This is a genomic window from Candidatus Moraniibacteriota bacterium (genome assembly GCA_028688415.1).
Taxonomy (GTDB): Bacteria; Patescibacteriota; Minisyncoccia; order Moranbacterales; family UBA1568; genus UBA1568.
In genome coordinates this window covers 892,354-918,000 of sequence record JAQTYF010000001.1, presented here as the reverse complement: position 1 = coordinate 918,000, position 25,647 = coordinate 892,354, and the positions used below count along the sequence as shown (strand labels likewise).

Below are 25,647 nucleotides of genomic sequence, written 5' to 3'. Positions count from 1 at the left end.
CCCTTGAGATACTTCTAATCTACCCTTTCCAGAGCCAAAAGTCAAAAACGTTATGCACGAAGTTTCTCCATCAGTTTCATATAGAAACGAAGATTGTGTTCGGAAGCGAGTTGAAATCCGAGAGATTCCTCAACTCGAAACAAGTGTTTCAGATAGGCTCTCGTATACTGAGTACAGAGCGTGCAGTCACATGTGGCGTCCACCGGAGTAAAATCTTCCGTAAATTGTTCGTTATGAATATTGATTGTCGTATAGAAAGAATCATCTTCTTCATTGTATGCTTTTATATTTTGTTTGATTTTTGTTCCGCTAGTTGGCGGATTGAAATTTGTGTTTTTACTCTTCCACAGAAAAAGTCTCCCATGACGACCCTCTCGAGTCGGGATGACACAATCAAACATATCCCAACCTACCGCATACAATCGTACGATATCTTCCGGTTTCCCCACTCCGAGAGCAAAACGCACTTTGTCTTCTGGAATGAATGAGGCAAGCGATGCCATGAGTTCCCCGAGAAATTTCCCTTCTGTATCGACGTGCCGCCCGCCGAGTCCGTATCCATCAAATCCGATTTCGATCAATCCATCGGCGCAACGTTTGCGTTCTCCTACCATCATGCCTCCCTGCACGACACCAAACAGCATCGGACGTGTTTCATTATTCAATCCTCGTACTAATATTTGTCTGTCGAATTCGTCACGACAACGCTGTGCCCATCGTATGGTTCTGTCCACTGCCTCGATAATATCTTGTTCACTTGCTTCATTGGGACGAGGATCATCGAGACACACCATCATATCCACACCGAGGTCAAACTGAATCTGGATAGCGCGTTCCGGTGTGAGGAGATGTTTCGATCCATCGATGATAGAACGAAATTCTGCACCCTCTTCCGTGATACGACCCAACTCTGGATTCTTATGAATGAGAGAAAAAACCTGATATCCACCAGAATCCGAGAGTACTGGCTTATCCCAGTGCATGAAAGAATGTATACCCCCTGCTTTCTCGACGAGTGATGCCCCCGGCTGGAGCATCAGGTGATACGTATTCACGACGAGAGCCTCGAGACCAATCTGCGTAAGAGTATCAGAAGACAAACCACGTACTGTTGCTCGTGTTGCATCTGGCATAAAAAAGGGAGTTTGCAAACTCCCTTTTCTTGTGACAAGCAGACCCCTTCGCTGATTATCATTTGTTACTTGTTGTTGCCATTTTCCTACTGACATACATTTCTTCAAAAAATATTTTTATGGAACAGCAACTGTCAGGAAAGATGTTCCAAAAACAGGGTCTGCTGATGTAACCAATGATTTATCCGTTTTCTCTACACGAATTTCCTGACCAGTGAACGTATCAGTAGCTGTCAATATCATAGTATTCAAGAGGGAAAGCATCCTTCCTGCCTGATACGGTGCGGGAGTAGTCGCTATTTGAAATACGAGCTCACGAGCATTTCCCTCTGTCGAAGAGAGTGTGCCGAGCTCCCATACGAGTTCATTACTCCGTTCGTTGTAGGTAAACGTCTCTTTACTTGGCGCATACTGATTCTTATATACCACGCCGGTTGGCAAAGAGATAGTGATGCGCGCATTCTTGAGATCGTTTTGTGTGTTTGTTGGTTTCAAATGTATCGTATAACTCGTCTCTTGTCCAACAACCGGAGGAACAGGTCCTGTATTTGGAAACACAGCGTCTGTATACAATACATTTCCTATCACATCAGCAAAGGATTTAATTTTGACGAGAAGCGTATTGCTTCCGATAATCTTGTTTGAACCGAGCGTCGTCGGAATATCGAGACTATCAATCTTGGCAACCGTTTTAATAACGAGATTTTTCCCACTTGCAGAAGAAAAAGTTCTCGAGACAGGAATAGTAAACGATACGGATCCTCCAGCTCCTACTTCGATTTTTCCGAGACTCGGTATATCCGAAGCTTTCCAAAAAATCATTCTTCGTGAAGCGTCATATGTTCCTCCTTGAATTTTCAAACTACTCAAATCAAGAAGTGTCGGATCAATTTCTACCCATACGATAGCGTCACGCAATCCTATATCGCCCGTATTTTTGTAACGAATCGTATACTGCAAAATATCTCCAGGGCCTACTGATATATCAGTCAGATTATTCACTGTCTGAGAAAGCAAGAGTGGCGAAGCAATCATCTGTGTCTGCCGTTCGTGTGATCCATAAGCGACAAATGTTCCGTCTCCACGAAAAAAACCGATGCTTCCTTGAATAGTTTTGTATTCTTTCTGAGTACCTGTCAATACTCCGCGTACAACAATTTTTCCAGCACTATTAACAGGGAGGTTGCCTATGTACCACACTGATTCCCCTTCTGATGGACGAGGATCAGCACTCGAGAAACGGAATCCTTCAGGATACACAAGTTTCATCCGGACATCCGAGAATTGTTTGTCACTTGTATTTTTATAATCAATCACATATTCAGCATCCTGACCTGAAACACTCTCGAGTGGTGCCATGATCTCAAACAGAAGCGGTGAAGAAGCGACGGTCACCGGAAATACCGATTTTTTTTCGAGGACCGAAGAAATACGCTTGGGCGAATATCGGAGCACTGCCTGAAGATTGACTGTTTTTCCCTTGGACTCATAAAACTTTCCTTTCACTACTATCTGTTTTTCTGTTCGTGAAGGTATCTCTCCTAATATGATTTCTGCAGAACGTCCCTCAACTCGTAGAGTGCTATCAGCCTGCGGGAAAAACGTCTCTGGATATGACAAAAGAATCGAGACATTATTCAGTGCTGACCAGTTATTATTGGTATATGTGAGAGTGAAAGCAGTTTCTTCGGAACTCGGTACATCTTTTGGTCCAGAAATGGTTATGTTGACCTGATTTTCACTAAATAGCAGTGTGCGGAATTTGTAGACCGTACCTCCAAGAAGAAAGATAATCGCTAAACCACCGAGAATGAAAGAGATTTTTCTTGTCCATTTATTGTTTTTGACGCTCTGAAGTGTCTGAACAGGATCAGTAGGCTTGAGAGGTGCTTGCCATACTTCTTTTTCTTGAAATTGTTCCTTGATCGATGAATCCTCTGACACATGTTCTGGATCAAACGGGGTGTGTTGTACTGTACGATCAAGATGGACATCACGACCATGCAATTTTTCATTCAAATCTTCGAGACTCATAAAGTATATTTTTTATAATTCCTAGTGAACCCACAAACGAAAGTTTACTTTCATTTGGGGTGAGCAACGGAATTTCAAGCGCCGTGACAGCGCTTATTTTTCACCTCTCTATAGTAGCAAAAAAACAATTCTTGTACAAAGAAATATTAGTGTTCGATCCACTGAGAAAATCGCAAAATCATATGATGTATCTCACGAAGTGTTTCTTGTGACACCGCAACACGAGACAGTGTGTCGAGTTTATTGGCGAGAAACAAACGTACGAGTTTGATACTGTTCTCGCTTACCAAGAAGGCATCTTCTGATCGATGACGCTCTTGTTCAGAGAGTATGCCTCCGGCACTCGGACTGAAAAAATGTCGCCCGCCTTTTTGCAGACGTTCCCCTGATATGACACATTGACTCGTTTCGAGAGTATATCCGAGATGGGCAAACATTTGTATGAGAAATCCTTCCGTCACAAGAAATATCTTCTCTTTTTGTCCTTGTTTGGCCAACGCATCTGTCAGTGTCAGATAAAGCAAAAGTAAATCAAAGAGCTCTTCATCTGGTTCATCCCATTCTATCAAACGTTCGAAAATATGTACGGTTTCCAATATTTGTTTCAGAATATCACCATCTGTACGCACGAAAAGAAAGCTCTGCTCTGCTACTGCGCCGGCGATTCTCCCGGCACCTCGCCCCTTGACTACGATCACCATCCCATACATCAGTGTCTCGAGTTGTCCTGCGAGTTTGGCCTCAGATTTTCGTACTCCTTTGGCGACGAGCTGGATCTTCCCTGCCGTACGTGTATACATTGTATACAGACGATCGGTTTCCCCAATCTCCTTCTTTCGGAGAATAATAGCGTTATAACGAATCTCCATAGGATTCTTCCATAAACTGATTCTTTCGATAATTCATCGTTGGTATATTGTTTCCATTCATATCTTCATATTCTATCTGAAACAAAGGTTTATTCTGATCAGTCACTGAAACAACAACGCGAGCAACATGAGCATTGTCCTTGGGTCCTTGTACTGACAATCCTAGTCGCTCGAACATTTCTTCGGCAATTCCTCCCTCAGCACCAGTACTGCAAGAAAAAAGCATCGTTTTTGCTTCTGGTGCAAAAAATTGTTTGACGCCACGTCCTATTCCCGATCCTTCGATCTCCGCTGTGGTAAATTGTTCTCGCGCGTGTTCTCCTTCACCAAATGAAACCGTATTTTTCGATCCATGTCCACCGATAAATGCAAAATCTATTTTATGTCCTGTTTCCCCTTGTCCATAGGTTCGATCGAGTGTGATGAGACGTCTAGCAACTGATTCCTTGGAATCAGCTTCTACAATACGTACGCTGTATCCATGAGTCTCGAGGTCTCGCTGTATCTGATCAAGAAGCATCACGCTGTGAAAAAATGCACCATTATGGTCAGCAATCGGAAACAGAATAATTCCATAAGGCTTCTGAATTTCTCTTTCTTCATATTGTTTCACGAGCATTTCTCTCGTATATCGTCCAAAGTGCGTAATACCAAATTGATCAAAAAGCACTGAAGGCGCATCTGAAGAAACTTGTTTCAACTCGTACAACACCTGGAGATTTTGTGTATATGCATACTGATGACTCGGCCCGGTAATTTCTTCTTGTTGATCATCTCCGACACGCATCCACTGTCTCATCATTTTTGAGCCATCGAGACTCGTCATATCGATAGCTGTTTTGAGTGCAAAATCTTTGTTTCGTTCGAAAGCATTGTGATGAACGGAAAATATTTTCCTCCAAAAATTATTATACAAATCACTCCAATCTCTTCCTGTTCCAATCTCTTCTCCTTTCTCTTCTTGTACTTTCTTCTCCTGTTCTTCTTCCTCTCTCCTCTTCTCCCACACAGCTTTGAAAATTCCTCCTATCTGACGAAGGTATTTTGGATTTTCCACACGAAGAAACATTTCTTGCCATACGTGCACCGCTTCATCCCCTCGTGATATCCTCAATGTATCCAAAAAGTTTTTTGCCAGAACAGAGAGATATTCCATAAGGAATGATTCGCCATACGATCGATGCAATTCAAGAGAAGAATTGAGTAGTCCACTCATCATATCGAGTACTGACATCTTTGCCTCTTCGTCTGTTCCGTCCATTATTTTCTTGAGAATCATTTCGCTCTCCATCACTCTCGATTCGATATCAAGAGCCAGATCCTCATCTTCTGTCTGTGCTCGGTCGTGAAAAGAAGAAATTTCGTTCTTTTTTTCTTTTCGTCCGAGATGCCATACTGTTTCGATGAGATGGAGTGTCGAGAGGAGAGTTTCTTCGCAGGACAATCCTTGGGAAATAGTTCGTGGATTTCTCGACACGGCATCTTTTACATTGATAAGGGATTGTGTTTTGGCCGTTTCATTCTCCCGTCCCCATGCGAACGCTGTCTTGCCTTCCAAAAGTTCTATTTCTGCCTGAAGAAGAGATCGCTCCTCGAGTGAGAGTTCTCCAGATACTACTTTTTTTCCATCATCCTGTGGGAGTTTCGATGATATTCCTGTGGGTACTGTTGTAGGAAATTCAGCAGACATACATGATACTTTTATAGAAGTTGTAGATAATCCAGACAAAGATAAGCTCCTTCAACATCTGTCATTTTCCCTGTACGAATATGGGTGCGAAAGTCTGTCAGATTCATCAAAACTACTTCGACCTCTTCTCCGTTGTCCTCAAGTTTTGATTCAGTAATTTTTTCACATTCCGTCGCAACGAAGAAATTTTTCGTATAAGTAGAATACGCATCAGGAAGAACTTCAACAACAAACTGAATGTTTCCTTTATACCCTGTCTCTTCGAGCAATTCTCGTGCGATTGCATCTTCTTTTGATTCATGATCGTTCATTCCTCCTCCAGGTATTTCGAGAAGAATTTTACTCGGTCCTGGTCGGAACTGTTTAGCAAGAATAACTTGATTCTCTTTTGTTAGTGCCAAACAACAAATACTTGAGTGACCCGTTTTGAGATAAAACTCTGCTTCATTTCCCTGAGGCAACCGATATACTCTCTTTTCTATTCCACGACCAAATTTCTTAAATACCTCTTCACGAGAAACTTCTTCCCAATCTTGTACGCCATATTTCATAAACGTTTCAAAGAAAAAGTAAATGATTCGCCATCAATCGATACCGTTTCCGTATATTCGGCATCGGCGAGATTTCCATTCTCAATCTTCGTTGCAAGTACTTTCTTCGCGATTTCAGACGTGAATCGCTCAAAAACTTTTTCTTTTCCCAGATACCCAAGAACAATCCGCTCCTCGACACTGAACCCTGCTTGTTTGCGACCAGCTTGAATAGCACGATTGATTTCGTTCATTTCTCCTTCGAGTTTCAATGCAGGAGTAATTTCTGTATTAAGTATCACTTCACTCTCCAAAGAAGCATCAAAAATAATTTCTTTCACATTCAATTCCTCTTTCAATATTTCCTGAGATTCTTCTTGCAACATTTTTTTAATACGTACTTCACTGAGTGGCTGTCGCACCTTGATATGTGTTCTAGCACGGAGCTTGAGCCCTTCTGTCACAAGGTTGCGTACATCTTGCATCTCTTGATTTAATTTTTCATCGATAAGTTTTTCATCTGCTACTGGAAACAGCGTGAGATGTACAGACGGTTGATTCGTCAAATTTTTATAGATTTCCTCTGAGAGAAACGGAGTGAACGGAGCCATTACTTTTGAAAGAGTGACGAGAACATCATAAAGTGTCTGATACGCATTTTCTTTATCACCATCATCCTCTGATTTCCAGAATCGATCACGACTCCGACGAATATACCAGTTTGAAAGATTATCGATAAATTCCATAATTGGAGTCACAGCACTCGGAATATCATAGCCCGACATCTTCGTATCCACTATCTTGATCAAACTCTGTAGTTTAGAAAGAATCCAGCGGTCCAAGATATTTTCAGATATTGTTTTTTCTTTCTCATTTTCAGGATGCCATCCATCAACATTGGCATACATCACAAAAAATCCGTAGCTATTCCAGAGTGTGCCAAGTTTCTTCTGGACATCTGCGACATCTTTGTCGATCAAAGCAAAATCTTCACCATTCAAAAGTGGTGAACTGACGAGGAGATAACGAAGTGCGTCAGCACTGTATTGGTTGAGCAAAATATTGGGGTCGGTATAGTTACCGAGTGATTTGGACATTTTTTTCCCGTCTGAACCAGCGATTGTTCCTGTCACGATCACATTTTTGAAGGCTTCTTTCCCAAATATTCCGACAGAAACCGCATGAAGATAGTAAAACCATGCTCTCACTTGCCCAACGTACTCTGAGATAAAGTCGCCTGGGAAATTCTCTTCAAATTTTTCTTTGTTTTCGAAAGGATAATGAAATTGTGCAAACGGCATCGATCCTGATTCAAACCAACAATCCATGACTTTTTCTATTCGGTGCATTTCTACTCCGTCCATCTCAAAAGTGATTGCATCGACGTATGGGAGATGATAATCATCAATTGATTTCCCAGAAAGTTCCTGTAATTCTGCATAACTTCCGACGACTTTTGTCACGACACTTCCATCACTCTTGGTTCCCCTCCACACCGGTATCGGTGTTGCCCAAAAACGATCTCGACTCAGATTCCAATCAGGTGCTGTTTCGACGATGTTACGAAAACGCTTCTGTTTGAAATGATCAGGAAACCAATTGATGTTTTCATTCTCTGCAATCATTTTTTCTCTCTGTCCGTCGATATCCATAAACCAACTCGGATGGGCTCGATACATGAGTTTGGTTCCACATCGATGACAATGCGGGTACTCATGCTGTATATAATCGATATGTGTTACCACTCCTTCAACGAGTAAAGTCTTGGCAATTTCCTTGTTCACCTCCCAGATATTTTTTCCTTGCCATCGCCCTCCAATATAGTTCCCATTATCATCGACAGTATTCACGATTGCAAGATTGTTTTTACTTGCGAGAGCATAATCATCCTCACCAAAAGCAGGAGCGATATGTACGATGCCCGTCCCATCTTCAGTGGTGACGAAATCCCCCGCATATATTTTCCACAAACTCTTCCCTTCTGAGGAGGAAATATCTGCTCCATCAGCAATTGGCTCATACGATTTCCCTACAAGATCCTTACCCGACAATTCCCCCTTGACTTCATACACCTTGTCTTTAAAAACAATCGGCACTCTCTCTTTTGAAACGATGTAGTCTCCTTCCTCATCAGTGGTATGAATCCTCTCATAAACAATGTCTTCTCCTACAGCGAGAGCAACATTGGCAGACAGTGTCCATGGTGTTGTCGTCCATGCCAGCACATATGTTTGAGCTTCATCACTCAATCGGAATTTCACATAGACCGATGAATCAGTCACCACTTTGTAACTATTATCCATAGCCACTTCTGATTTGGAAATCGGTGTGGCACACCTCGTACAATACATGAGCACTTTCTCTCCTTCGTATATTTTCCCTTTTTCGTAGAGTGTTTTGAATGCCCACCACACACTCTCCATATACTCCTTATCCATCGTTTTGTAGGCGTTCTTGAATTCGACCCAACGGCCGATTCTTTCGACGGTATCTTCCCAGAGTGAACCTCCTTGCACCATCTCACTGTGACAGGTTTCGATATATTTTTCCAAACCAATCTTTGGAATATCACGCTTGTCTTTGATACCCAATTTCTTTTCTACCAAATTTTCCGCTGGCAATCCATGACAATCCCAGCCCCAACGTCGTTCCACTCGTTTTCCCTTCATTGTAAAGTATCGCGGTACGACATCTTTCACAATCGACGAGAGAAGTGTTCCATAATGAGGCACACCCGTGATAAATGGTGGGCCATCATAGAAAACATAGGAATTTTTCTTATCCCGCTCTTCAACTGATTTCCGAAACGTACCATCCTCTTTCCAGAAAGCAATTATTTCCTGCTCCATCTCTGCGTATTTTTTCCTCAGATTTACTTCTTTGAACATATGCTTATGACTGAAAAATAAAAAATCCTCAACACAAAATTGTGTAAAGGACGTTTGAAAACGTGGTACCACCTTACTTTAGTATCATGTATTTCGTATCATGTATAGTGTATCGAAAAATACAGTCTACGGAATACGTTATACAAAATACCCTCTTCACGGCTATTACGGGCCTACCCGATGGATTCTACGTCTCCGTATGAGATTTCTTTCCATGGCTCCAGAGTGATAACTCCTTCATTGCCTCTCAAAATTGTACTGCCAGTGTAACACGTTCTCTCTATCAAAGCAACAAAAAAAGCCTACATCTTGAGGCTTCTTTTGAAACATATTTAGAAAGTCATTGTGACAAGTTTCCAGACGTTGTACCCAAAGACAAAAACAGCGGAAATAATGATGAGATTGCAGACGAGAAAGAAAACAAATTCTCCTTGTCCTGTGCTGAGAGTGTTGTGCATAACAGTCTGATAAAAATAACTGTTATGTATAGCACATTTTCACTATTTTGTCAATTCCCAGCTATTACAACTTCCTTATACGAGCCTTTTTCTGGGTAATAAGTATCATCGAGTGTCTGCCCAATGCTCTCTTCTTTGAGCATACCATAGAGTTGATCGAGGACATCACCATGAGAGACAAGTACCACCTTTTTCCCCTCATAAACTTTTTTCACATCACTTACGAGCTGTGTCAGACGTCCTCGCATATCGATGAAGCTCTCAACACCATCTTCACCATCCGTCATGATACGTGCTCGCATATCAGGATACTTGGAAAAAAACTTTTCTATCGGCTCCCCGTTATAAATACCCATTCCTGTTTCGTGAAGACGATCGTCGATGAGCACTTCTCTTCCTGTTTTCTCTGAAATAATCTCCGCTGTCTCACGTGTTCTCTGGATCGGAGAAGCAAGGATGATATCGATATTTTTTCCTGCCAGAAATTCGGCAGTCGCATGGACTTGTTCTATCCCTGTTTCAGTCAGATGCATCTTGGTCTTTTCTGGGAAAGAGTTGCCGACGTGATTCACATTGTTCTCTGCCTCCCCGTGCCGTACGAGATAGAAAGTAATCATATTTTTTTAATAAAGGAATTGATAGACATCAAGACCAATAGCAATAGTAAAAAGAAGTACGGCTGATCCAACAGCTTTGAAGGCAAAACGAATCAATTTTTCATCCCAACCCAATTTCTTTTTATATTTCTCTTTGTATTCTTTTTTCAGTCGTGCCATGTTTTTGTTTTTACTGGTTAAAAATATATTTTTGTTCTTTAGATATCTCTTACAAGAATTTTTCTCACACGATCTCCCTTCGACTTCGCTCAGGATGATAGCTCGGGCTCTCACATCTTCTCTGGAGCATCGATACCCATCAGATCGAGCGTTTCTTTGAGTACGATTTTCGTCGCACGAACCAGCTCGAGACGAGCGAGGCTCTGTGCACGATTTTCTTCATCTATTACCTTACAGTCATTATAAAAAGAATGGAACGTATCTGCAAGCCTGATCGCATAGTGAGCAATCTTATGTACTTCGTATGTTTCCGCAACCTCTTCTACCACTTCAGAAAATCGTGACAATTCTCGAATGAGTTCGATCTCTTTTGGTTGCAATGGAAGGGAAGAAAGAGTTTCTTCTTCTGAGACAACAAAACCTTTTTCCTCAGCCTTTTTCAAAATACTGACAATACGAGCATGAGCATATTGGACATACGGACCGGTAGCTCCATCAAATCTCACTGATTCTTCTACATCAAATTCAATTTTACTCACTGATGAATGTCGCAACATACCAAAACGAATAGCTCCGAGAGCCACCATTTCTGGGTCTGGTGATTCTGAGAATTGCTTTCTGACACTTTCTGTCACTCGTTCGATAAGTACTCTTGCGGGGACCACATTCCCCTTACGAGAAGACATACTCTCCCCACCTTTCAGTGCGACAAATTCGTACCCACAATGAACCATTTTTTTATGGAATCCGTACAACTCAAGAATTTTGAACAACTGCTGAAAATAGAGACTCTGACGAACATCAACAACGATGACACTTTTGTCGATACCATATTTTTCGAATTTTTCCTTTGCCAACGGAATATCCTTGAGCGCATAGAGAGCACTCCCATCTTTCCTTACGAGTACAAGTACACCAAGATGAAACTGTTCCAGATTCGCGATCACAGCACCGTCGCTCTGCTCGAGGATTCCCTTTGCAAGAAGCTCTGGGAGAATTTTTTTACCAGCCTCTTCCTCGATACTTTCAAAAAAATACACGTCGAAAACAACCCCCAACTGTTGATAGATACTTTCAAATTCATCCATTGACCATTCTTTTGTTTTCTTCCACAAAGCAACCAATGTCTCATCTCCCTCCTCAAATTTTTTCTGCAGAGCCTTGAATTCATCCTCGTATTCAGGATTATCCTCGATTTTCTGTGTCGCTTCCGAATACACCTTCCCTAAAAATTCAGCTTTATTTGAAAGAACATCCAAATTTTCATCTGCATAAAATTTCGTCAGTCCCCACAGACATTTGGCAATATGTGTTCCAGTATCACCAATATAATTTGCAGCAATAACTTCGTGTCCGGATTTTCGAAGAACATTCACTATCGTACTACCTATAAAAACATTTCTCAGGTGTCCAATATGGAATTCCTTATGCGTATTTGGTTGAGAATATTCCACCATTACCTTTTCTTTTTTTTCCTTCACACTGTAACTTATGCCAGATTTTTTTTCATTGATCTGTGTCACGATATCTCGGAAGTATGCTGGAGAAAAATAAAAATTGATATGCCCTGGATGGACAACTTCTACTTTTTCAAATTCCTCTGAAGAAAGTCTTTCTTGAAGCATCGGAGCAATTTCCATCGGGCTTTTCTTGGCCAATTTAGACAACACCAGTGCAATGTTCGTTGTATACTCACCAAATTGGTCGTCTTTGGGACGTTCTACACGGATTTCTGGCAAGACAAAATCAGCTAAAAACCCTGTGTGTTGGAGTTCTGACAACGCTGTACCAATTTTTGCTTCGAGTATTTTCTTCATATCATTCATCGTAGCGTACAAACAAAAAAAAGTGAAGCGAATAGAGGTATGTCAAAAGAAATGAAAAACTGCCAACATCTTCTTTGGAGATACTGGCAGCTTCTATGATTTCGAGAAGAACGATCAATGAGACGATAGTTCCTCGGGTTCATCATCGTCATTGCTTCTGATGAATGCTTTTGTGGGCTTGTCATCAAACTTTCTGCCTTTGACCACCCACGTTCGCTTCATGACTTCGCCCCATGGCTGTTCGATAACTTGCCTAGAAACATCGACCATAGATTGGATGAGCGAATTGCCCGGTGTCCATTTTGTCGGAACCATATTTCTTGTTCTGACATCGATGTCCTTTCTGTCAAACAGGATTCTGGTACCCTTACCTGTTGGGATTCTCAAAATATTCATCTTGTGCTCCTCAGAGAAAGCTTATGAACCATTCACAAACTTCATATTACGGTACCATATTTCGTATGCTTGTCAAGAATAAGATTTGCTTATTTGAGCCAAATGTGAAAAAATAGAGGAAAAGAAATCTTATGACGGTTATAACTACCAATAGAAGAGCAAGTTTCGATTATACCTTGGACGGACGTTATGAGGCTGGTTTGGTATTGACTGGATCCGAGGTAAAATCGGTAAAAACAGGCCATGCGAGCCTCAAAGGAAGCTTTGTAACCGTCAAAGGGACGGAGCTCTATCTGACCAATGCTCTCATCCCCCGCTACCTCCATGCTCACCCCGATACCCAGCACGAGCCGAGTCGCCCCCGCAAACTCCTCCTCCGCAAGAGAGAAATACGCTTTCTCATCGGAAAATATCGCACAGAAGGCTTGACATTGGTGCCTATCAGGTTGTATACTAGGAAACAACTTGTCAAGTTGGAATTTTCTGTCGGAAAAGGCAAAAAGAACTACGATAAGCGCGGAGATATCGGCAAAAGAGACGCTAAACGCCGTATCGAACGAGCGATGCGTTCATGAATTCGTAATTTTCAATTCGTAATTTTCAATTTTCAAACAATGTCACAATCCCTCAATTCAGGAATTCTGTCATTAGAAATTCATTGGAAATTAGAAATTGGAAATTAGAAATTTTCCAATATGGGGTTGTTTAGACTCGACAGGGTGTACTTTCAAAATAGGCAAGCCGACCTCGATGATATGGTCGTAAAACTCGTCATCACGATGATAAATGCAAACTTCATCACAAAGACCAAGAACGCACTTGCGCAAGCATTTGCACCTTCTTTCAGTCTTGCTCTCGCCTAATTTACTTTAGTGCGGAGCCATCAGAGTCCTGATTCTCGGTAAGGAACTTCTGGTGTCATATAATCGAGACGTGACGAAAGTATTTCTTTTTCTTTGTACTTTCTGATCGTATTGCAAAAGAAAAGAATGATTGAGGATTTTGTCTGCTTTCTACCTCACTCATTTATACAAAGCACTCTAAGCTTGTAGAATATTTTGCAAAAGCATTTCTGGACATGGGTGCAATTCCCATCAACTCCACATAATTTTATTGTACACAGAAAAAGTGAGAAGAAGACGCCACAATAGACCGAAACCGAAAGCGCAAGTCAAAATACGTTCACGTCTGAACGAACAAATTCTTGCGCCAGAAGTTGTCGTGATTGATGCAAATGGTATCAATCATGGTACGATGGCTACCCTAGATGCGATCGCACTCGCCAAGGAGCAAGAAGCAGACCTCGTGGAAGTCTCCCCTCTTGCAGTGCCACCCGTATGCAAAATTACTGATTTCGGTAAGCTCCAGTATCACCAGGCCAAGCAAGAACAACAACAGAAAGCCAAGCAAAAGAAAGTCGAAACCAAAGGAATCCGTATTGGTTTCCGCACTGACAGTCACGATCTTCTTTTCAAAAAGACTCAGGCAGAGAAATTTCTCGCCAAAGGAAACAAAGTACGCGTAGAGATGGTCCTCCGTGGTCGAGAGAAAGCGATGCAAGAAAAAGCTCGTGAAAATCTCCATGAATTCCTCCGTAGCATCACTATTCCTCATCGTTTCGAAGAAGAAGTAAAACGCGGACCTATGGGATTCAATGCTCTCATCGTCGCCGAATAAATGATTTTTTTAATAATCGTATGCCAAAATTGAAAACGAGAAAGTCAGTGAGCAAGAAAGTAAAAATCACTGGAAGCGGAAAATTGAAAACACGCGCTACTGGTCAGAACCACTACAACTCACGTGATACCGGCAAAGCCAGCCGTGCCAAACGTCAGGACAATAGTGTATATCCAGCTGTCGCCAAGAATATCAAAGCTTCTCTCCCTTACTCACTCTAATTCATTTCTAAACTCCTGAGACTTCACAATTATGACAAGAATCAAAAGAGGTGTAATGACCAAAAAACGCCATAAGAATATTTTGCAAGCAGCCAAAGGTTTTCGTTGGGGACGAAAAAATCTCTTCACCAAAGCCAAGGAAGCTGTGATCAAAGCTGGGAAATATGCCCATCGCGATCGTCGTGCCAAGAAGCGCAGTTTCCGCAGTCTCTGGATTGTTCGATTGAACACTGCTCTCGGATTGAACGGCATGAAGTACAATGAATTCATTGCTCTCGAGAACAAAAAAAGTATTGCTCTTGATCGCAAAGTATTGTCACAATTAGCTGTGGAAAATCCTGAGATTTTTACGAAGTTTGTAGAGTCTGTTAGATAGACTAGCTGTCAACCCGCCCGCAACGCATTCGCGTAGCGATTCGGGCAGGGAATCCTGAAGTCTTCACAAAATTTGTCGAGAAGGTTCGCTAATCTTCTCTCCTATAAAAAACTCTTCTCATTCGGGAAGAGTTTTTTTATTATCATTCCCGACTCGATCGGGAATCCAGATTATTAAAAATAAGCCCTGTTCTGGATCCCCGCTGGATGTTTATCCGCCGATTGGAGGACGAGGATGACAGAAAACAAAAGCCTCGTAATTCACAGTGTCTTATGTCATTCCCGACTTGATCGGAAATCCAGAAAATAGGCTAGAAATAGCCCATTCCTAAAGCATATTTTGACATTTACCCATGCACCAAATGAGCTTCAATCTTCTTCTATCCTTTGAACAAACTCTTTTCAAAAACTACAGGAGAATTCACCTCAATGAAAGTTTTATGTATAATATTCGACAAAGCTCATCTTGGTAGCTGGGCTTGCATTTTTATGCATTTTGTGCTATAATAGATAGTTACAAAATGAGGCGGTGCCTCGGGAGTAACAACGGTGGGTATTGGTCCCGTCCAGATAGTCTGGTCGAGGCTCTCGCCCATCTCGGGCACCTTAACAATTTTTTTGAAGGAGAATAGAAAATGGATTCTGTAAATATCCTCGGCATTTTCGTCGGCATTGCTATCGTCTATGGTTTTTTGGTCATTCGTTATGTCAACAAACCATTCCACTGGGTCGTAGAAATAAATCTCTTAAAAAAGATGAGTTGTTCTGTTTGGGAGCCTGGATTACAAGTCCTTTGGTTTCCTATTCCGCCATTTATGTTTGTGAAAAACAAAATTGATATGTCACAAAAGCCAGTCACCATTCATATGGGAATGAAAGAAGGTGTCGGTCGTCATGATCCAATCGATTTCAAAGATGCCAAAGCTGGTGTCTTGGTACAAGTAATCTATGAAGTTCAAGATCCAATCAAGGCCACCTATGACGTACAGGAGTCAAATCTAGATATCGTATCTCATGATGACACTGGGAAAGAAATTCATCTTCATTTCCATGGATACGAACGGGCGACACTCAATCGTATTGAGGCTACGCTTCGTAGCTTCTTCGGGAGCTATACTTTTGATGAAGCAAACGAAGATAGCAACAAGTCAGCAGTCGAGAAAGGTGTCACTGAAAAAGTTCAGAAAGAAATTCTTGACAACTGGGGTGTCAAAGTGATTCTTATCGACATCATTGATTTTGTCCTTGATGAAAAAACAGCTGAAATTCGCCAAGGCAGACTCGCTGCCAAAGTGAAAGCTGAAACATTAGCTCTGGAAGCTGAAGGTGAAAAAAATGCCACTATCACAATTGCTGAAGGCAAGAAGCAAGCCACCATCACAATCGCTCAAGGCGAACGTGAAGCAGCTCAGTTGGCCGGACAAGGAGAACAAGAGCGATTGAAAGCGGTAGCTGATTCCGGACTTGGTTCCGCTCATGCTGCTGCCTACATCATCGCCCGTGGAGCAAACGAAGCGATTGCAAAAGGAAATGCTACTATCATCGCCACAAGCGAAGGTGGGAATATGAATTTTGCAGCAACTCTCGCTGGTATTGCAAAAGGTATGTCTGGTGAGGGAGAAAAAAAATCCCAACCAACTGATCCAAAAACTACTAGCGGAACGTCATCAACATCTACCCCCTCTCTCACACCGAGAAAAAGGGGTGGTAACAATACCTAAGGAGGTTTATATGTTTTATGGCATCATTGCTGGGCTCTGCATTATTGCAGGCTCTTTGTTAGGTAATGTTTGGTGGGGACTAATTAGTGGTCTAACTGTAGACCTGATTGTGTTCCTTTGGAATAAAGGGGTGTTCGGTACTATCCGGACGCGTTGGCAAAAAACAACTGCAACAGCCACTCCGACAGGAACAGTAGCGGTGGCACCAAAGAAACCTCTTCCTTGGATGAAAATAATCGGCGGAGCGATTCTTACTGCTTTGTTCGTACATTTTTACACAGGGCACGGCTTTCTTGGGTTGGGTGGGTATTCCAAGACCAACGCTTACGGATGGAATCTCATCGAAACTATCACCTGTCCTATGGGGAAAGAGTCCTGGGAAAATGGTCGGGGCTGGTGTACTAGTCAGACGAGATTGGAACCAGGAACATACCGACTCCTTTTCAAAGAAGTACGTTGGGAAGTTGCTTTCTGGGATCCTGTCTCAAAACAGGTTGCTCAGTATCGTCAGGTACCAGTTCAAGGCATTCCCTTAGACGAATGGCAAAATAATCCATCGTTCATGCGAACGTTTCTCAAAGACGCTCCAGTCGGTGGTAATCGTCGACTTGGTTCAGTCGTTGCAAAAATCGAAGGACAGGAGGCCTTTGATCCTCTTCAAGAAAGGTCGTTCGATATCAGTCGGACAGCAACCATCTCAATCGGTCCGAACATTCCTTTTTGCGATACATCATTTGTACATAACCGTGGAGTGATCATCGTTGAGATCGAGAAAGAAATGGAATAATTTCCATTTTTGAAATCAAAAAAACGGCGACAATGATAATACTCATTGATCGCCGTTTTCTTTTTCTCATACAACTGGTGTTTATGAATCATTTTTTATACTTGCATTTTTATGCGTTTCGTGCTTTAATAAATGGTTACAAAATGAGGCGGTGCCTCGAGAGTAACAACGGTGGGTATTAGTCTGTCTAGACAATCTGGTCAGAACTCTCGCCCATCTCGGGCACCTTAACAATTTTTTCTCTTAATTTGATGGTTCTGATCCCAAGGGTCAGCGTCATCGTAACAACAACTGAAAGGAATAGGAAATGGCAACTGAAAAGAAAGAAGTTCGTGATGTCTCACGGACAATACAGACAAAGGGGTGGATAAAAAATCTCTTGTGGATTGGTCTTGCGATCATCATCATCGCCATCATCATTAATTCCTTTGGTGGTGGAAATGGTGCAAGTAGCTTCCGTGGGTATTCCAAAACTTTTGAGCTTGAAGTGGCAACACTCGAACCTCATAAACTCTGTGGTGTACCTCCTGGTGAACATACGTTTGTGGTCCCAAAAGGACGTGAAATTGAAGTCTTTATCCAAAGAGAAAAGACTGATATCACCAGCGCCTTGCGTGTGAACCAGACACTCCCCGGAGAAACATTCTCTGTAGGAGATGACAGTTGTGTCATCGTTTCATTTGCTGTAAACGCAAATTTTCAGAGAAACGCATTTGACAGACAAGTGATTGCAATAACATTCAAGTAAATGTAATTTGCAGCCATCAAAAAACGGCGACAGTGATAACATTCATTGATCGCCGTTTTCTTTTTGTTCGAATATTTTTATACGAAGAGTGCAGCGATCTGTGTCACGATGATGAGCGCAGTGAGAGCGACAGCGATACCGATGATAGCATACGTGACGATTTTCTTGCCTGTTTCTGCACGTCCTTCATCACCTGAGGCTGTGATGTAGGTGAGACCACCGATGACGAGCATGATGATACCGAGTATACCGACGACGGAGAGGAGAAATTGGAGAATACTGAGTGCTATTTCTGTCAGCGTTCTTGTCCCTGCAGGGAGAGAATTACTAACTGGTCCCCAACCGAGGATGTCACCTATTTGTTTCAGAAATGATGGTGCAGCGATACCTATTGCGAGACCAATCATGGCTGCAGTGATCGCCCCTTTGGCAGTCTTCATTCTTCCCTCATCCCCTGCTGAGGTGATATAGATGACAGCACCGATGACGATGAAAACGAGAGACAGAACAACAATGATACCTCGCAGTTCTCCCAGAAGTTTCCCGAGGACTCCTTCGACAGTATCAAAACCAAGAGGATTACCAAATGAAATGGTCGTTGGTGCTCCTGGAACTGGTATACCAGGACAACCTGCAGGAATTGGAATAGCAGAACAATCAGCAGGAGCAGACGGAGCACAGCAGAGCTTTCCTGCATTGGCACCAGTACAAGAACCATTCGATAAACGTCCGCCTGGACAATCACCTCTGACAGCACTTTCACACGTATTCGGGCTTGCGCATCCAGCAGCAGGAGAAGGAGTTACTACTTTTGGAACACAACATCCATCAGCATTGGCACTATACCAATGTTGACATAAGCCAACATAATTCTCAGTTGCATTATCGCATCCATCTGAAGAAGGAGTTACTCTTATTTTACATATACCACTTTGTCCATTACAACTGGCTTCACTTATTAACCTATCTTCAAAAGGACCTGAAGCAGTACTTGTCCCTAAAACACAGCATCCATAAGAAGCGCCAGCATCACAAAGTCCAACATATTTTGATGTCGGTGCTGTACATCCATTTGTAAACGGAGTGAGTTTTATTTGGCAAGTACCTCCCCAGCCACCAGATGATTCTGGTCTTGTACAATTTGCTGTACCAATAACCAAATCATCAGCAGACACTTCTTGAACAAATCCTAGTGAGAAAAAAGAAAAAAGAAATACAAAGAAAAAACTCATCGAGTAAAATGTATTTTGCTTCAGAAGTGACATAGTTATGATGGGTTACTTTTTTAGAATCAGAGAAGGGTGTACTAATAAATCACTCCGCTCGTACCAGTACTCGTAAGTCCTGCAATGGTATTGATGATAATAAGTCCAGTGAGAGCGACCACGAGACCAATGATCGCGTACGTCATATTGTGTTTGGCAGTCTCGGCGAGTTTCTCATCCCCGGCAGACAAGAGATACTGCGTACCAGAAATGACGAAGGCAATGACACCAAGAATACCAATAAGACCGAGTAACCAATTCATTACTTTCGTAATCAATTCAAAAACAGTGATGTCTGAGAGCCCGCCCAACGTTCCTGAGCTCGGAAAGCATGTCCCTGCCTTCATTATAAATCCTGACGGACAAGTGCCACTTCCTGATGTCGATCCAGATCCTGTACTCGATGCAAATCCTCCAGAAGCGGAACTGCCAAATGACGTGCCAGTTGCTGGATTATATGTACAAGGGATGACGGTTCCAAAATCGTCATAACAGGCACTTCCTCCTGTAGCAGAACCAGTAGAAGCTCCAGTTGCTGGATTGTAGGTACAGGGAACGACAGTTCCAAAATCATCATAACAGGCACTTCCTCCTGTAGCAGAACCAGTAGAAGCTCCAGTTGCAGGATTGTATGTACAAGCAACTTCATTACCAAAATCGTCATAACAGGCAGATCCTGAACCAGTGCTGGCAGAAGCTCCGGTTGCAGGATTGTAGGTACCGTTTACAACATTGTTAGATATCGTAGGCACACAACAGTAAGTTATACCTTGTGCCGTGCAATCTGAAGTACCGGTCACAGAAGTAACATTTCCTCCTGCACAAACATCACCGCACACACCATTCGTATAACTTGAACAAAGCGGTGAATTCCCTGATGTTGAAGCTGAACCGCCTCCATTAGAATTTTTGCAACAAGGATTGGGAGCTGGATCTGGAAATAAAGAAGAGCTCTCTATTGGACAATCATTATTAGGATCATTCGGATCATATAAGTAGTCTGCCAAATTAGCACAACCACCCGGAGCACAAATTCCTCCATTGAGTATACAATTAGCACCATCACCCGCAACTACAATCGAAGTTTGTAAAAAAAAGCTTATTCCAATAAAAGAAAAGAATGACAAGAAAAATATTTTGCGCATATATTTTATGTTTTTTCGAAAAAATTGTTTTTTATTTATCGCTCTTTTATACTACTCTTTTCCAAGAGAAAAAACAAGATTATTCATTATCAAAAAATCGCTCTTTATAAAAAGAGCGATTTTTGATAGAACATGTAAACCACAATTTTCTAAATATCTAGAAAGTAGTAGTAGTTGTAGTTCCAGTAATACCGCCAATAGCATTGACGACAATAAGGCCGATCAAAGCAATTACAAGACCAATGATAGCATACATCATAATAGATTTCGCTTTTTCGATCTGTCCCTCATCACCAGCGGCGGTGAGATACATAATACCGGAAATGACGAATGCAATAACGCCGAGTACACCAATGAGACCAAGCAACCAATTCATTACGTTGGTAACGAGGTCAAAAACGGTATTATCTGAAAGACTCCAAGCTGCATTACCAGTAGCAGTTGGGTTAAAACCTTCCGGAGTAGCCACTCCTGAACTGACTACGGCTCCTGCCATAAGAGGAGTTGCTATCACAACTGTTGCAACAACTGCAAACAGAACTTGTTTCATATTTTTCATATTTTCTCACCCCCTTTCTTTTTCATTTTTATTTTTTGTTATTTGTTGACTGTTAGCTGTTATTTTTTTCCTCAATTTTCTAGGAAAAAAATGCTGCTAATTGTCCTGTGAGTATGAGTGATCCGAGGGCGATGGCGATACCGATGACCGATCCTATGGCAGCATTTTTTGCCAATCGCATACGATCTTCACTTCCTGCAGCTGTGATATATATCACGCCAGCAATCACTAACCCGAGTATACCAGAGATACCTATAATTGACAACAGAAAATTGAGAATGTCACTGAGTATTGAAGTGAGTGGTTTCGCATCGGTGATGACCCCTGCATACACTGTTGGTATCTGAAAAATATTGTGCATATTTCTTTCCCGAAGGCCCTGAGCCTGTCGAAGGGTTTTAATTTTTATTTTTCCAAAGGCCCCGTCATCGACTCCGAGATCGCTCAGACTCGAGGAAGAATTATCTCTTATCCTGCATCCATTATCATTCCCGTCTTATCTACTCGTATCACACGAAAAGGTAAATCCTCTCGCAGAAATACCGAGTCCAGGGACATTTGCAGAAGTGACACGGAGTACAGTCATCACAATAAGCCAGGCTGAAAGCATCACCGCAAACCCGATAAATGCCGCTTTGATACCTCCTTTGGCAGTTGACATCATCCCTTCATCTCCTGCGGATACGATATAGAGGATAGCCATAGCTACGATAACAACAATAGCAATCACCGTCATGATACTGAGGCCCCAGGTGATAATACCACTTCCTCCGACGATGATATGACAGATAGTACAAGGAGCCATTTCAGCAGCCGTGCCTGAATTGCGTCCACATGGGATGAGCGCAGCGGAAGCAGAGATCGGTGCAAATGTAAGAAAGAAAGAAAAGAAGAAAATGCTCAGAAAAAAAATGCGTCGATACATAAATATAAAAATATATGAATTTTTGTACAAGAATAGTATATCACGAAAAAGAAAAAAATATGTAAAGAGCTGATTGTTTTTCTCAAGCAACCTCTCTGGGTAGCCATTCATTTGCCCCAGCGGGCAAACTCTTTGCGTGAACTTTTTTTCATCCGACGAAGCGTCGGAACCATGCTGAAAAAAATTTCAAGCCTCCCAGAAAGATTCTTGAAAAAACAATCAAAAAAAATCGCCCCCATAGTGGAGCGATTTTTCTTTTCTTCGTTTTTTGTTCTTTGTTAACTCTGTTCTTTGCTACCTGTTAATTGCTCTCTACCCTTTTCTTCCTGCTTTCGTACGTCCTGTTTCGCTCAAGATTTGTTTACGGAGACGGACGTTGTGAGGAGTCACTTCGAGATATTCATCTGAGAGAATGATTTCAAGTCCACGTTCGATAGAGATTTCGATCGGTGGTACGAGTTTGATCGCTTCATCAGCTCCCGATGATCGCATGTTACTCATTGCTTTCCCCTTGATAGGATTGACCGTCATATCAGTACCCTTGGTGACGTTACCTACGACCATACCTTCATACACTTCTGTCGAAGGAGAGATATAGAGCGTACCGCGTTCCTGGAGATTGTTGAGTGAGAATGCGAGTGCCTTGCCGGTAGCCATCGAAACCATCGATCCTTCTTCGCGTTTCTTGATCTCACCTACGTATGGACGGAAGCCGAGGACACGAGTATAGAGCGTGCCTTCACCACGAGTATCCACCATAAACTCTCCACGATATCCGAGGAGTCCGCGTGTCGGTACTTCAAATATAAGACGGGTGTATCCACCTGAACCTTCTTTCATTTCCATCATGATGCCCTTCCGCTTGCCCATTTTTTCGATCACGGTACCAGATACTTCGAGAGGACATTCTACGGTCACTTCTTCGAATGGTTCTGATTTCACGCCATCGACTTCTTTGATGATGACCTGTGGCTGAGAAACTTGGACTTCATAGCCTTCACGACGCATATTTTCGAGGAGGATAGCGACATGGAGCTCACCTCGTCCATAGACTTTGTAATGGTCATCAGCAAAATCGATACGAAGTCCGACGTTGATTTCGAGTTCTTTTTGCAAACGTTCACGAAGTTGTTTGTTCGTCACGAATTTTCCTTCGCGTCCAGCAAAAGGAGAGTCGTTCACCACGAAGTTAAGAGAAATAGTCGGTTCGTCGATATCAATAGCTGGGAGGAGTGTTTGATCTGGAGTGACACAGAGCGTATCTCCGATTTCTACCGTGAGGAGACCAGCAATCATCACGATATCCCCTGCTTCTACTTCGGTCGCTTCGACGCGTGCCAATCCACGGAAGGTGAAAAGTTTCACGATACGACTCGTCTCATTTTTCCCGTTCCCATTTCGCATGAGTACGTTGTCGCCTACCTTGAGTTTTCCTTCGTACATACGAGCAATAGCGAGACGTCCGACGAAATTATCGTATCCGAGGTTGAATGGTTGTGCACGGAAAGGGCTCGCAATATCATTTTTTGCAGGAGCTACTTCTTCGAGAATCGTGTCGAGAAGAGGAAAAAGATTCTCACTGTCTCCATCGAGAGTGAGTTTGGCAATACCCTGACGAGCGATAGCATACACTGTTTTGAAATCGAGTTGCTCATCATTCGCTCCAAGATCGAGGAAGAGTTCATAGACCATTTCTTTCACTTCTTCTGGGCGAGCAGCTGGCTTGTCGATTTTGTTCAACACAACAATCGGTTTCAGTCCGAGTTCGAGAGATTTTTTCAACACAAAACGCGTCTGTGGCATCGGACCCTCCTGGGCATCGACGACGAGTACCACACTGTCGATAGAACGGAGTACGCGTTCCACTTCAGAACCAAAGTCTGCGTGACCAGGTGTATCGACGATGTTGATTTTCGTATCTTTCCAAATCAAAGCGGCATTCTTGGCATAAATAGTGATACCACGTTCTTGTTCGAGAGCATTCGAGTCCATCGAGACGCTCGCATCCGTGACCATGCCTGTTTGACGCATCAACGCATCAGTAAGAGTTGTCTTGCCATGGTCCACGTGTGCGATGATTGCGATGTTTCTTATTTCCATATAAATAGTGTTTAATATCATTGAAAAAAGGCGTAGGAACGCCTTTACCGAAGGTTTTCACATTGTACCTCAAAGAGAGTATCCTGTCAAACACTCGATATCATAGTAATATTCTTCACGAGACAGTATTACCGTGCTCCGGCATTAATACGATTGGTAGCAAGTGACAATGCTTCATTCATACGAGTTTCTCCTCTATTGACTGCATTGATAGCTTCGAGCAATGCCGAGGTAACGGTCTCTGGACTTCCCTGGTACCCGTTCTTCGCAATGAGATTGCCGAATGCAAATGGAGCAAGGGCACTGTCTGTTTTCTGTGTACTGATCAGATCTCGTCTTGCTGCTGGCTTTCTTGTTTTTTCGAGATATTTCTTTGCAGGATCAAAAGTAAGCGTGAAATCTTTGGATGTATTTGCCAATCCATTCGTCAGTGTCATCATATTGTTCGTATGAGGAAATGTCATATACCGGATGAATTGCCAGGCCTCATGTATACGGAGTGTATTTTGTTGTAAAGCATCGACGGTCGTTGACTGATCAGCGAGAATGGTCTTGTTCTTGGCAACAACAAAACCCCAATAATTCGCAAAGTTCACTGGCTTTTCTCCGGCGAACTGTGGCAATGGTGCAACACCAAAATTAAATTTGGAGTTCTTTTTCTTCAACTCATCATATCTCCAAGAATAGTTGAGCATCATACCGAGCGTCCCTTCATAGAAGGCATCTACAGAATAGTGCAAACGAGGGTTCCACGAATAGACGCGTGATCGAATATCAGCAAACTGATTGTAGAATGCGAGAGCAGACTCCGCTTTCAGATCGGCAAAAGAAACTCTTCCTCCCTGAGTATTTCCTATATCAACATATTTCTGAAGCATAAGCGTGAGTAAAACATCAGAAGAGCGATTGATGTTGTCCCCTGTCCCAAGTGCGATACCGGACTGAATGATGTTTCCGAATTTGTCGACACGATTCAATCTACCAACCATATCCACTACTTCTTCCCATGTCGTTGGAGGATTGACGATACCGACAGCGTTGAACAAGTCTTTGTTATAATACAGTCCGAGCGAATCGACAGAAAGCGGAGCACTATAAATCTGATTCTTGCTGATGAAATCATCGGCTACCACATCCACAAACGAATCACGATAAAACTTCTCTGCGACAGAAGAATCTGGCATTGGAACAATTTTGTCTTCGAACGTACTTCTCCATGCATTGCGAATCATGAAAATATCTGGCCCATTCCCTGATGCAAGTGCATTGAGCAAATCTTCCTGGTATGTTTCAGCAGACATCTTTCGATAGATGATACTTCCTATATAGGGGTTGATGCTCTTGTACTGCGCAAAGAGCTCGCTATATGCGTCGGAATCATCTACGACACCCCATACTTCCAGATTCACTTTATAGCCTTGGGGTGGGGTAGACTTGAACCCACATCCTGAGAGCGATACAGCTCCAATGATGAGGAGAGTAAAAGCAAAAAAGTATTTTTTGGTCAATGTTCTCATATGAGTA

At 42.4% G+C, this 25,647-nt stretch carries 24 protein-coding genes and 1 other RNA gene; 8 read left to right on the top strand and 17 right to left on the bottom strand.

Annotated elements, in window-relative coordinates:
* Positions 1-50: 50 nt before the first annotated feature.
* The 10 genes from tgt to argS all read right to left on the bottom strand — a co-directional run bounded on the left by tgt (position 51) and on the right by argS (position 12,195).
* Positions 51-1,229 (bottom strand): tRNA guanosine(34) transglycosylase Tgt, encoded by a 1,179-nt coding sequence (tgt, locus tag PHH40_04490; protein ID MDD2766982.1) that lies wholly within the window; start codon positions 1,227-1,229, stop codon positions 51-53.
* A 21-nt stretch (positions 1,230-1,250) separates the two neighbouring features.
* Positions 1,251-3,167 carry a hypothetical protein gene (locus tag PHH40_04485; protein MDD2766981.1) on the bottom strand — a complete coding sequence of 639 codons (1,917 nt, stop codon included), beginning with the start codon at positions 3,165-3,167 and terminating at the stop codon, positions 1,251-1,253.
* 146 nt (positions 3,168-3,313) lie between these two features.
* Entirely contained in the window at positions 3,314-4,036 is a 723-nt protein-coding gene (recO, locus tag PHH40_04480) for a DNA repair protein RecO (protein ID MDD2766980.1), read from the bottom strand.
* A complete protein-coding gene (locus tag PHH40_04475) occupies positions 4,020-5,726 on the bottom strand; it encodes a hypothetical protein (protein MDD2766979.1) in 1,707 nt (568 codons plus the stop codon). Before PHH40_04475 ends, recO begins: the two co-directional genes overlap by 17 nt.
* Before the next feature lie 11 nt (positions 5,727-5,737).
* Positions 5,738-6,277 (bottom strand): NUDIX hydrolase, encoded by a 540-nt coding sequence (locus tag PHH40_04470; GenBank protein ID MDD2766978.1) that lies wholly within the window; start codon positions 6,275-6,277, stop codon positions 5,738-5,740.
* Entirely contained in the window at positions 6,274-9,144 is a 2,871-nt protein-coding gene (gene ileS / locus PHH40_04465; GenBank protein MDD2766977.1) for an isoleucine--tRNA ligase, read from the bottom strand. The genes PHH40_04470 and ileS overlap by 4 nt, the downstream gene beginning before the upstream one ends.
* A 332-nt stretch (positions 9,145-9,476) precedes the next feature.
* The gene (locus PHH40_04460) at positions 9,477-9,602 is read right to left on the bottom strand and encodes a hypothetical protein (protein MDD2766976.1); all 126 of its coding nucleotides are present in this window, start codon (positions 9,600-9,602) and stop codon (positions 9,477-9,479) included.
* A 50-nt stretch (positions 9,603-9,652) separates the two neighbouring features.
* Positions 9,653-10,219, bottom strand: coding sequence for a histidine phosphatase family protein (locus PHH40_04455; protein ID MDD2766975.1), 567 nt, complete (start codon positions 10,217-10,219; stop codon positions 9,653-9,655).
* 6 nt (positions 10,220-10,225) lie between these two features.
* Positions 10,226-10,378, bottom strand: coding sequence for a hypothetical protein (locus PHH40_04450; protein ID MDD2766974.1), 153 nt, complete (start codon positions 10,376-10,378; stop codon positions 10,226-10,228).
* Between the two features lie 110 nt (positions 10,379-10,488).
* Positions 10,489-12,195, bottom strand: a complete 1,707-nt coding sequence (gene argS, locus PHH40_04445) for an arginine--tRNA ligase (GenBank protein ID MDD2766973.1) — start codon at positions 12,193-12,195, stop codon at positions 10,489-10,491.
* A 536-nt stretch (positions 12,196-12,731) separates the two neighbouring features.
* Between argS and smpB the strand changes: the two genes are divergently transcribed.
* From smpB to PHH40_04405, 8 genes are all read left to right on the top strand, one after another.
* Positions 12,732-13,175: an SsrA-binding protein SmpB gene (gene smpB / locus PHH40_04440; GenBank protein MDD2766972.1), complete on the top strand. Its 444-nt coding sequence runs from the start codon at positions 12,732-12,734 to the stop codon at positions 13,173-13,175.
* Between the two features lie 122 nt (positions 13,176-13,297).
* Positions 13,298-13,706, top strand: a transfer-messenger RNA (tmRNA) gene (gene ssrA / locus PHH40_04435).
* Positions 13,707-13,728: 22 nt separating this feature from the next.
* Complete coding sequence (gene infC / locus PHH40_04430; GenBank protein MDD2766971.1) at positions 13,729-14,277, top strand: translation initiation factor IF-3; 549 nt, start codon at positions 13,729-13,731, stop codon at positions 14,275-14,277.
* A gap of 20 nt (positions 14,278-14,297) precedes the next feature.
* Complete coding sequence (locus PHH40_04425; GenBank protein ID MDD2766970.1) at positions 14,298-14,498, top strand: 50S ribosomal protein L35; 201 nt, start codon at positions 14,298-14,300, stop codon at positions 14,496-14,498.
* Positions 14,499-14,529: 31 nt separating this feature from the next.
* Entirely contained in the window at positions 14,530-14,874 is a 345-nt protein-coding gene (gene rplT, locus PHH40_04420) for a 50S ribosomal protein L20 (protein ID MDD2766969.1), read from the top strand.
* A gap of 634 nt (positions 14,875-15,508) precedes the next feature.
* Positions 15,509-16,594: an SPFH/Band 7/PHB domain protein gene (locus PHH40_04415; GenBank protein ID MDD2766968.1), complete on the top strand. Its 1,086-nt coding sequence runs from the start codon at positions 15,509-15,511 to the stop codon at positions 16,592-16,594.
* Between the two features lie 10 nt (positions 16,595-16,604).
* Positions 16,605-17,381: a hypothetical protein gene (locus PHH40_04410; GenBank protein MDD2766967.1), complete on the top strand. Its 777-nt coding sequence runs from the start codon at positions 16,605-16,607 to the stop codon at positions 17,379-17,381.
* A gap of 307 nt (positions 17,382-17,688) precedes the next feature.
* Complete coding sequence (locus PHH40_04405; GenBank protein ID MDD2766966.1) at positions 17,689-18,129, top strand: hypothetical protein; 441 nt, start codon at positions 17,689-17,691, stop codon at positions 18,127-18,129.
* Positions 18,130-18,206: 77 nt separating this feature from the next.
* On the opposite strand, the gene PHH40_04400 is transcribed toward PHH40_04405, so the two are convergent.
* The 7 genes from PHH40_04400 to PHH40_04370 form a co-directional block, all read right to left on the bottom strand.
* The gene (locus tag PHH40_04400) at positions 18,207-19,394 is read right to left on the bottom strand and encodes a pilin (GenBank protein ID MDD2766965.1); all 1,188 of its coding nucleotides are present in this window, start codon (positions 19,392-19,394) and stop codon (positions 18,207-18,209) included.
* Positions 19,395-19,435: 41 nt separating this feature from the next.
* Positions 19,436-20,539 (bottom strand): pilin, encoded by a 1,104-nt coding sequence (locus PHH40_04395; protein ID MDD2766964.1) that lies wholly within the window; start codon positions 20,537-20,539, stop codon positions 19,436-19,438.
* A gap of 157 nt (positions 20,540-20,696) precedes the next feature.
* Positions 20,697-21,089 (bottom strand): hypothetical protein, encoded by a 393-nt coding sequence (locus tag PHH40_04390; GenBank protein ID MDD2766963.1) that lies wholly within the window; start codon positions 21,087-21,089, stop codon positions 20,697-20,699.
* A gap of 88 nt (positions 21,090-21,177) precedes the next feature.
* Positions 21,178-21,459, bottom strand: a complete 282-nt coding sequence (locus PHH40_04385) for a hypothetical protein (GenBank protein MDD2766962.1) — start codon at positions 21,457-21,459, stop codon at positions 21,178-21,180.
* 135 nt (positions 21,460-21,594) lie between these two features.
* Entirely contained in the window at positions 21,595-22,023 is a 429-nt protein-coding gene (locus tag PHH40_04380) for a hypothetical protein (protein MDD2766961.1), read from the bottom strand.
* A 312-nt stretch (positions 22,024-22,335) separates the two neighbouring features.
* Positions 22,336-24,123 carry a translational GTPase TypA gene (gene typA / locus PHH40_04375; GenBank protein ID MDD2766960.1) on the bottom strand — a complete coding sequence of 596 codons (1,788 nt, stop codon included), beginning with the start codon at positions 24,121-24,123 and terminating at the stop codon, positions 22,336-22,338.
* Positions 24,124-24,251: 128 nt separating this feature from the next.
* The gene (locus tag PHH40_04370; protein MDD2766959.1) at positions 24,252-25,640 is read right to left on the bottom strand and encodes an extracellular solute-binding protein; all 1,389 of its coding nucleotides are present in this window, start codon (positions 25,638-25,640) and stop codon (positions 24,252-24,254) included.
* Positions 25,641-25,647 lie beyond the last annotated feature (7 nt).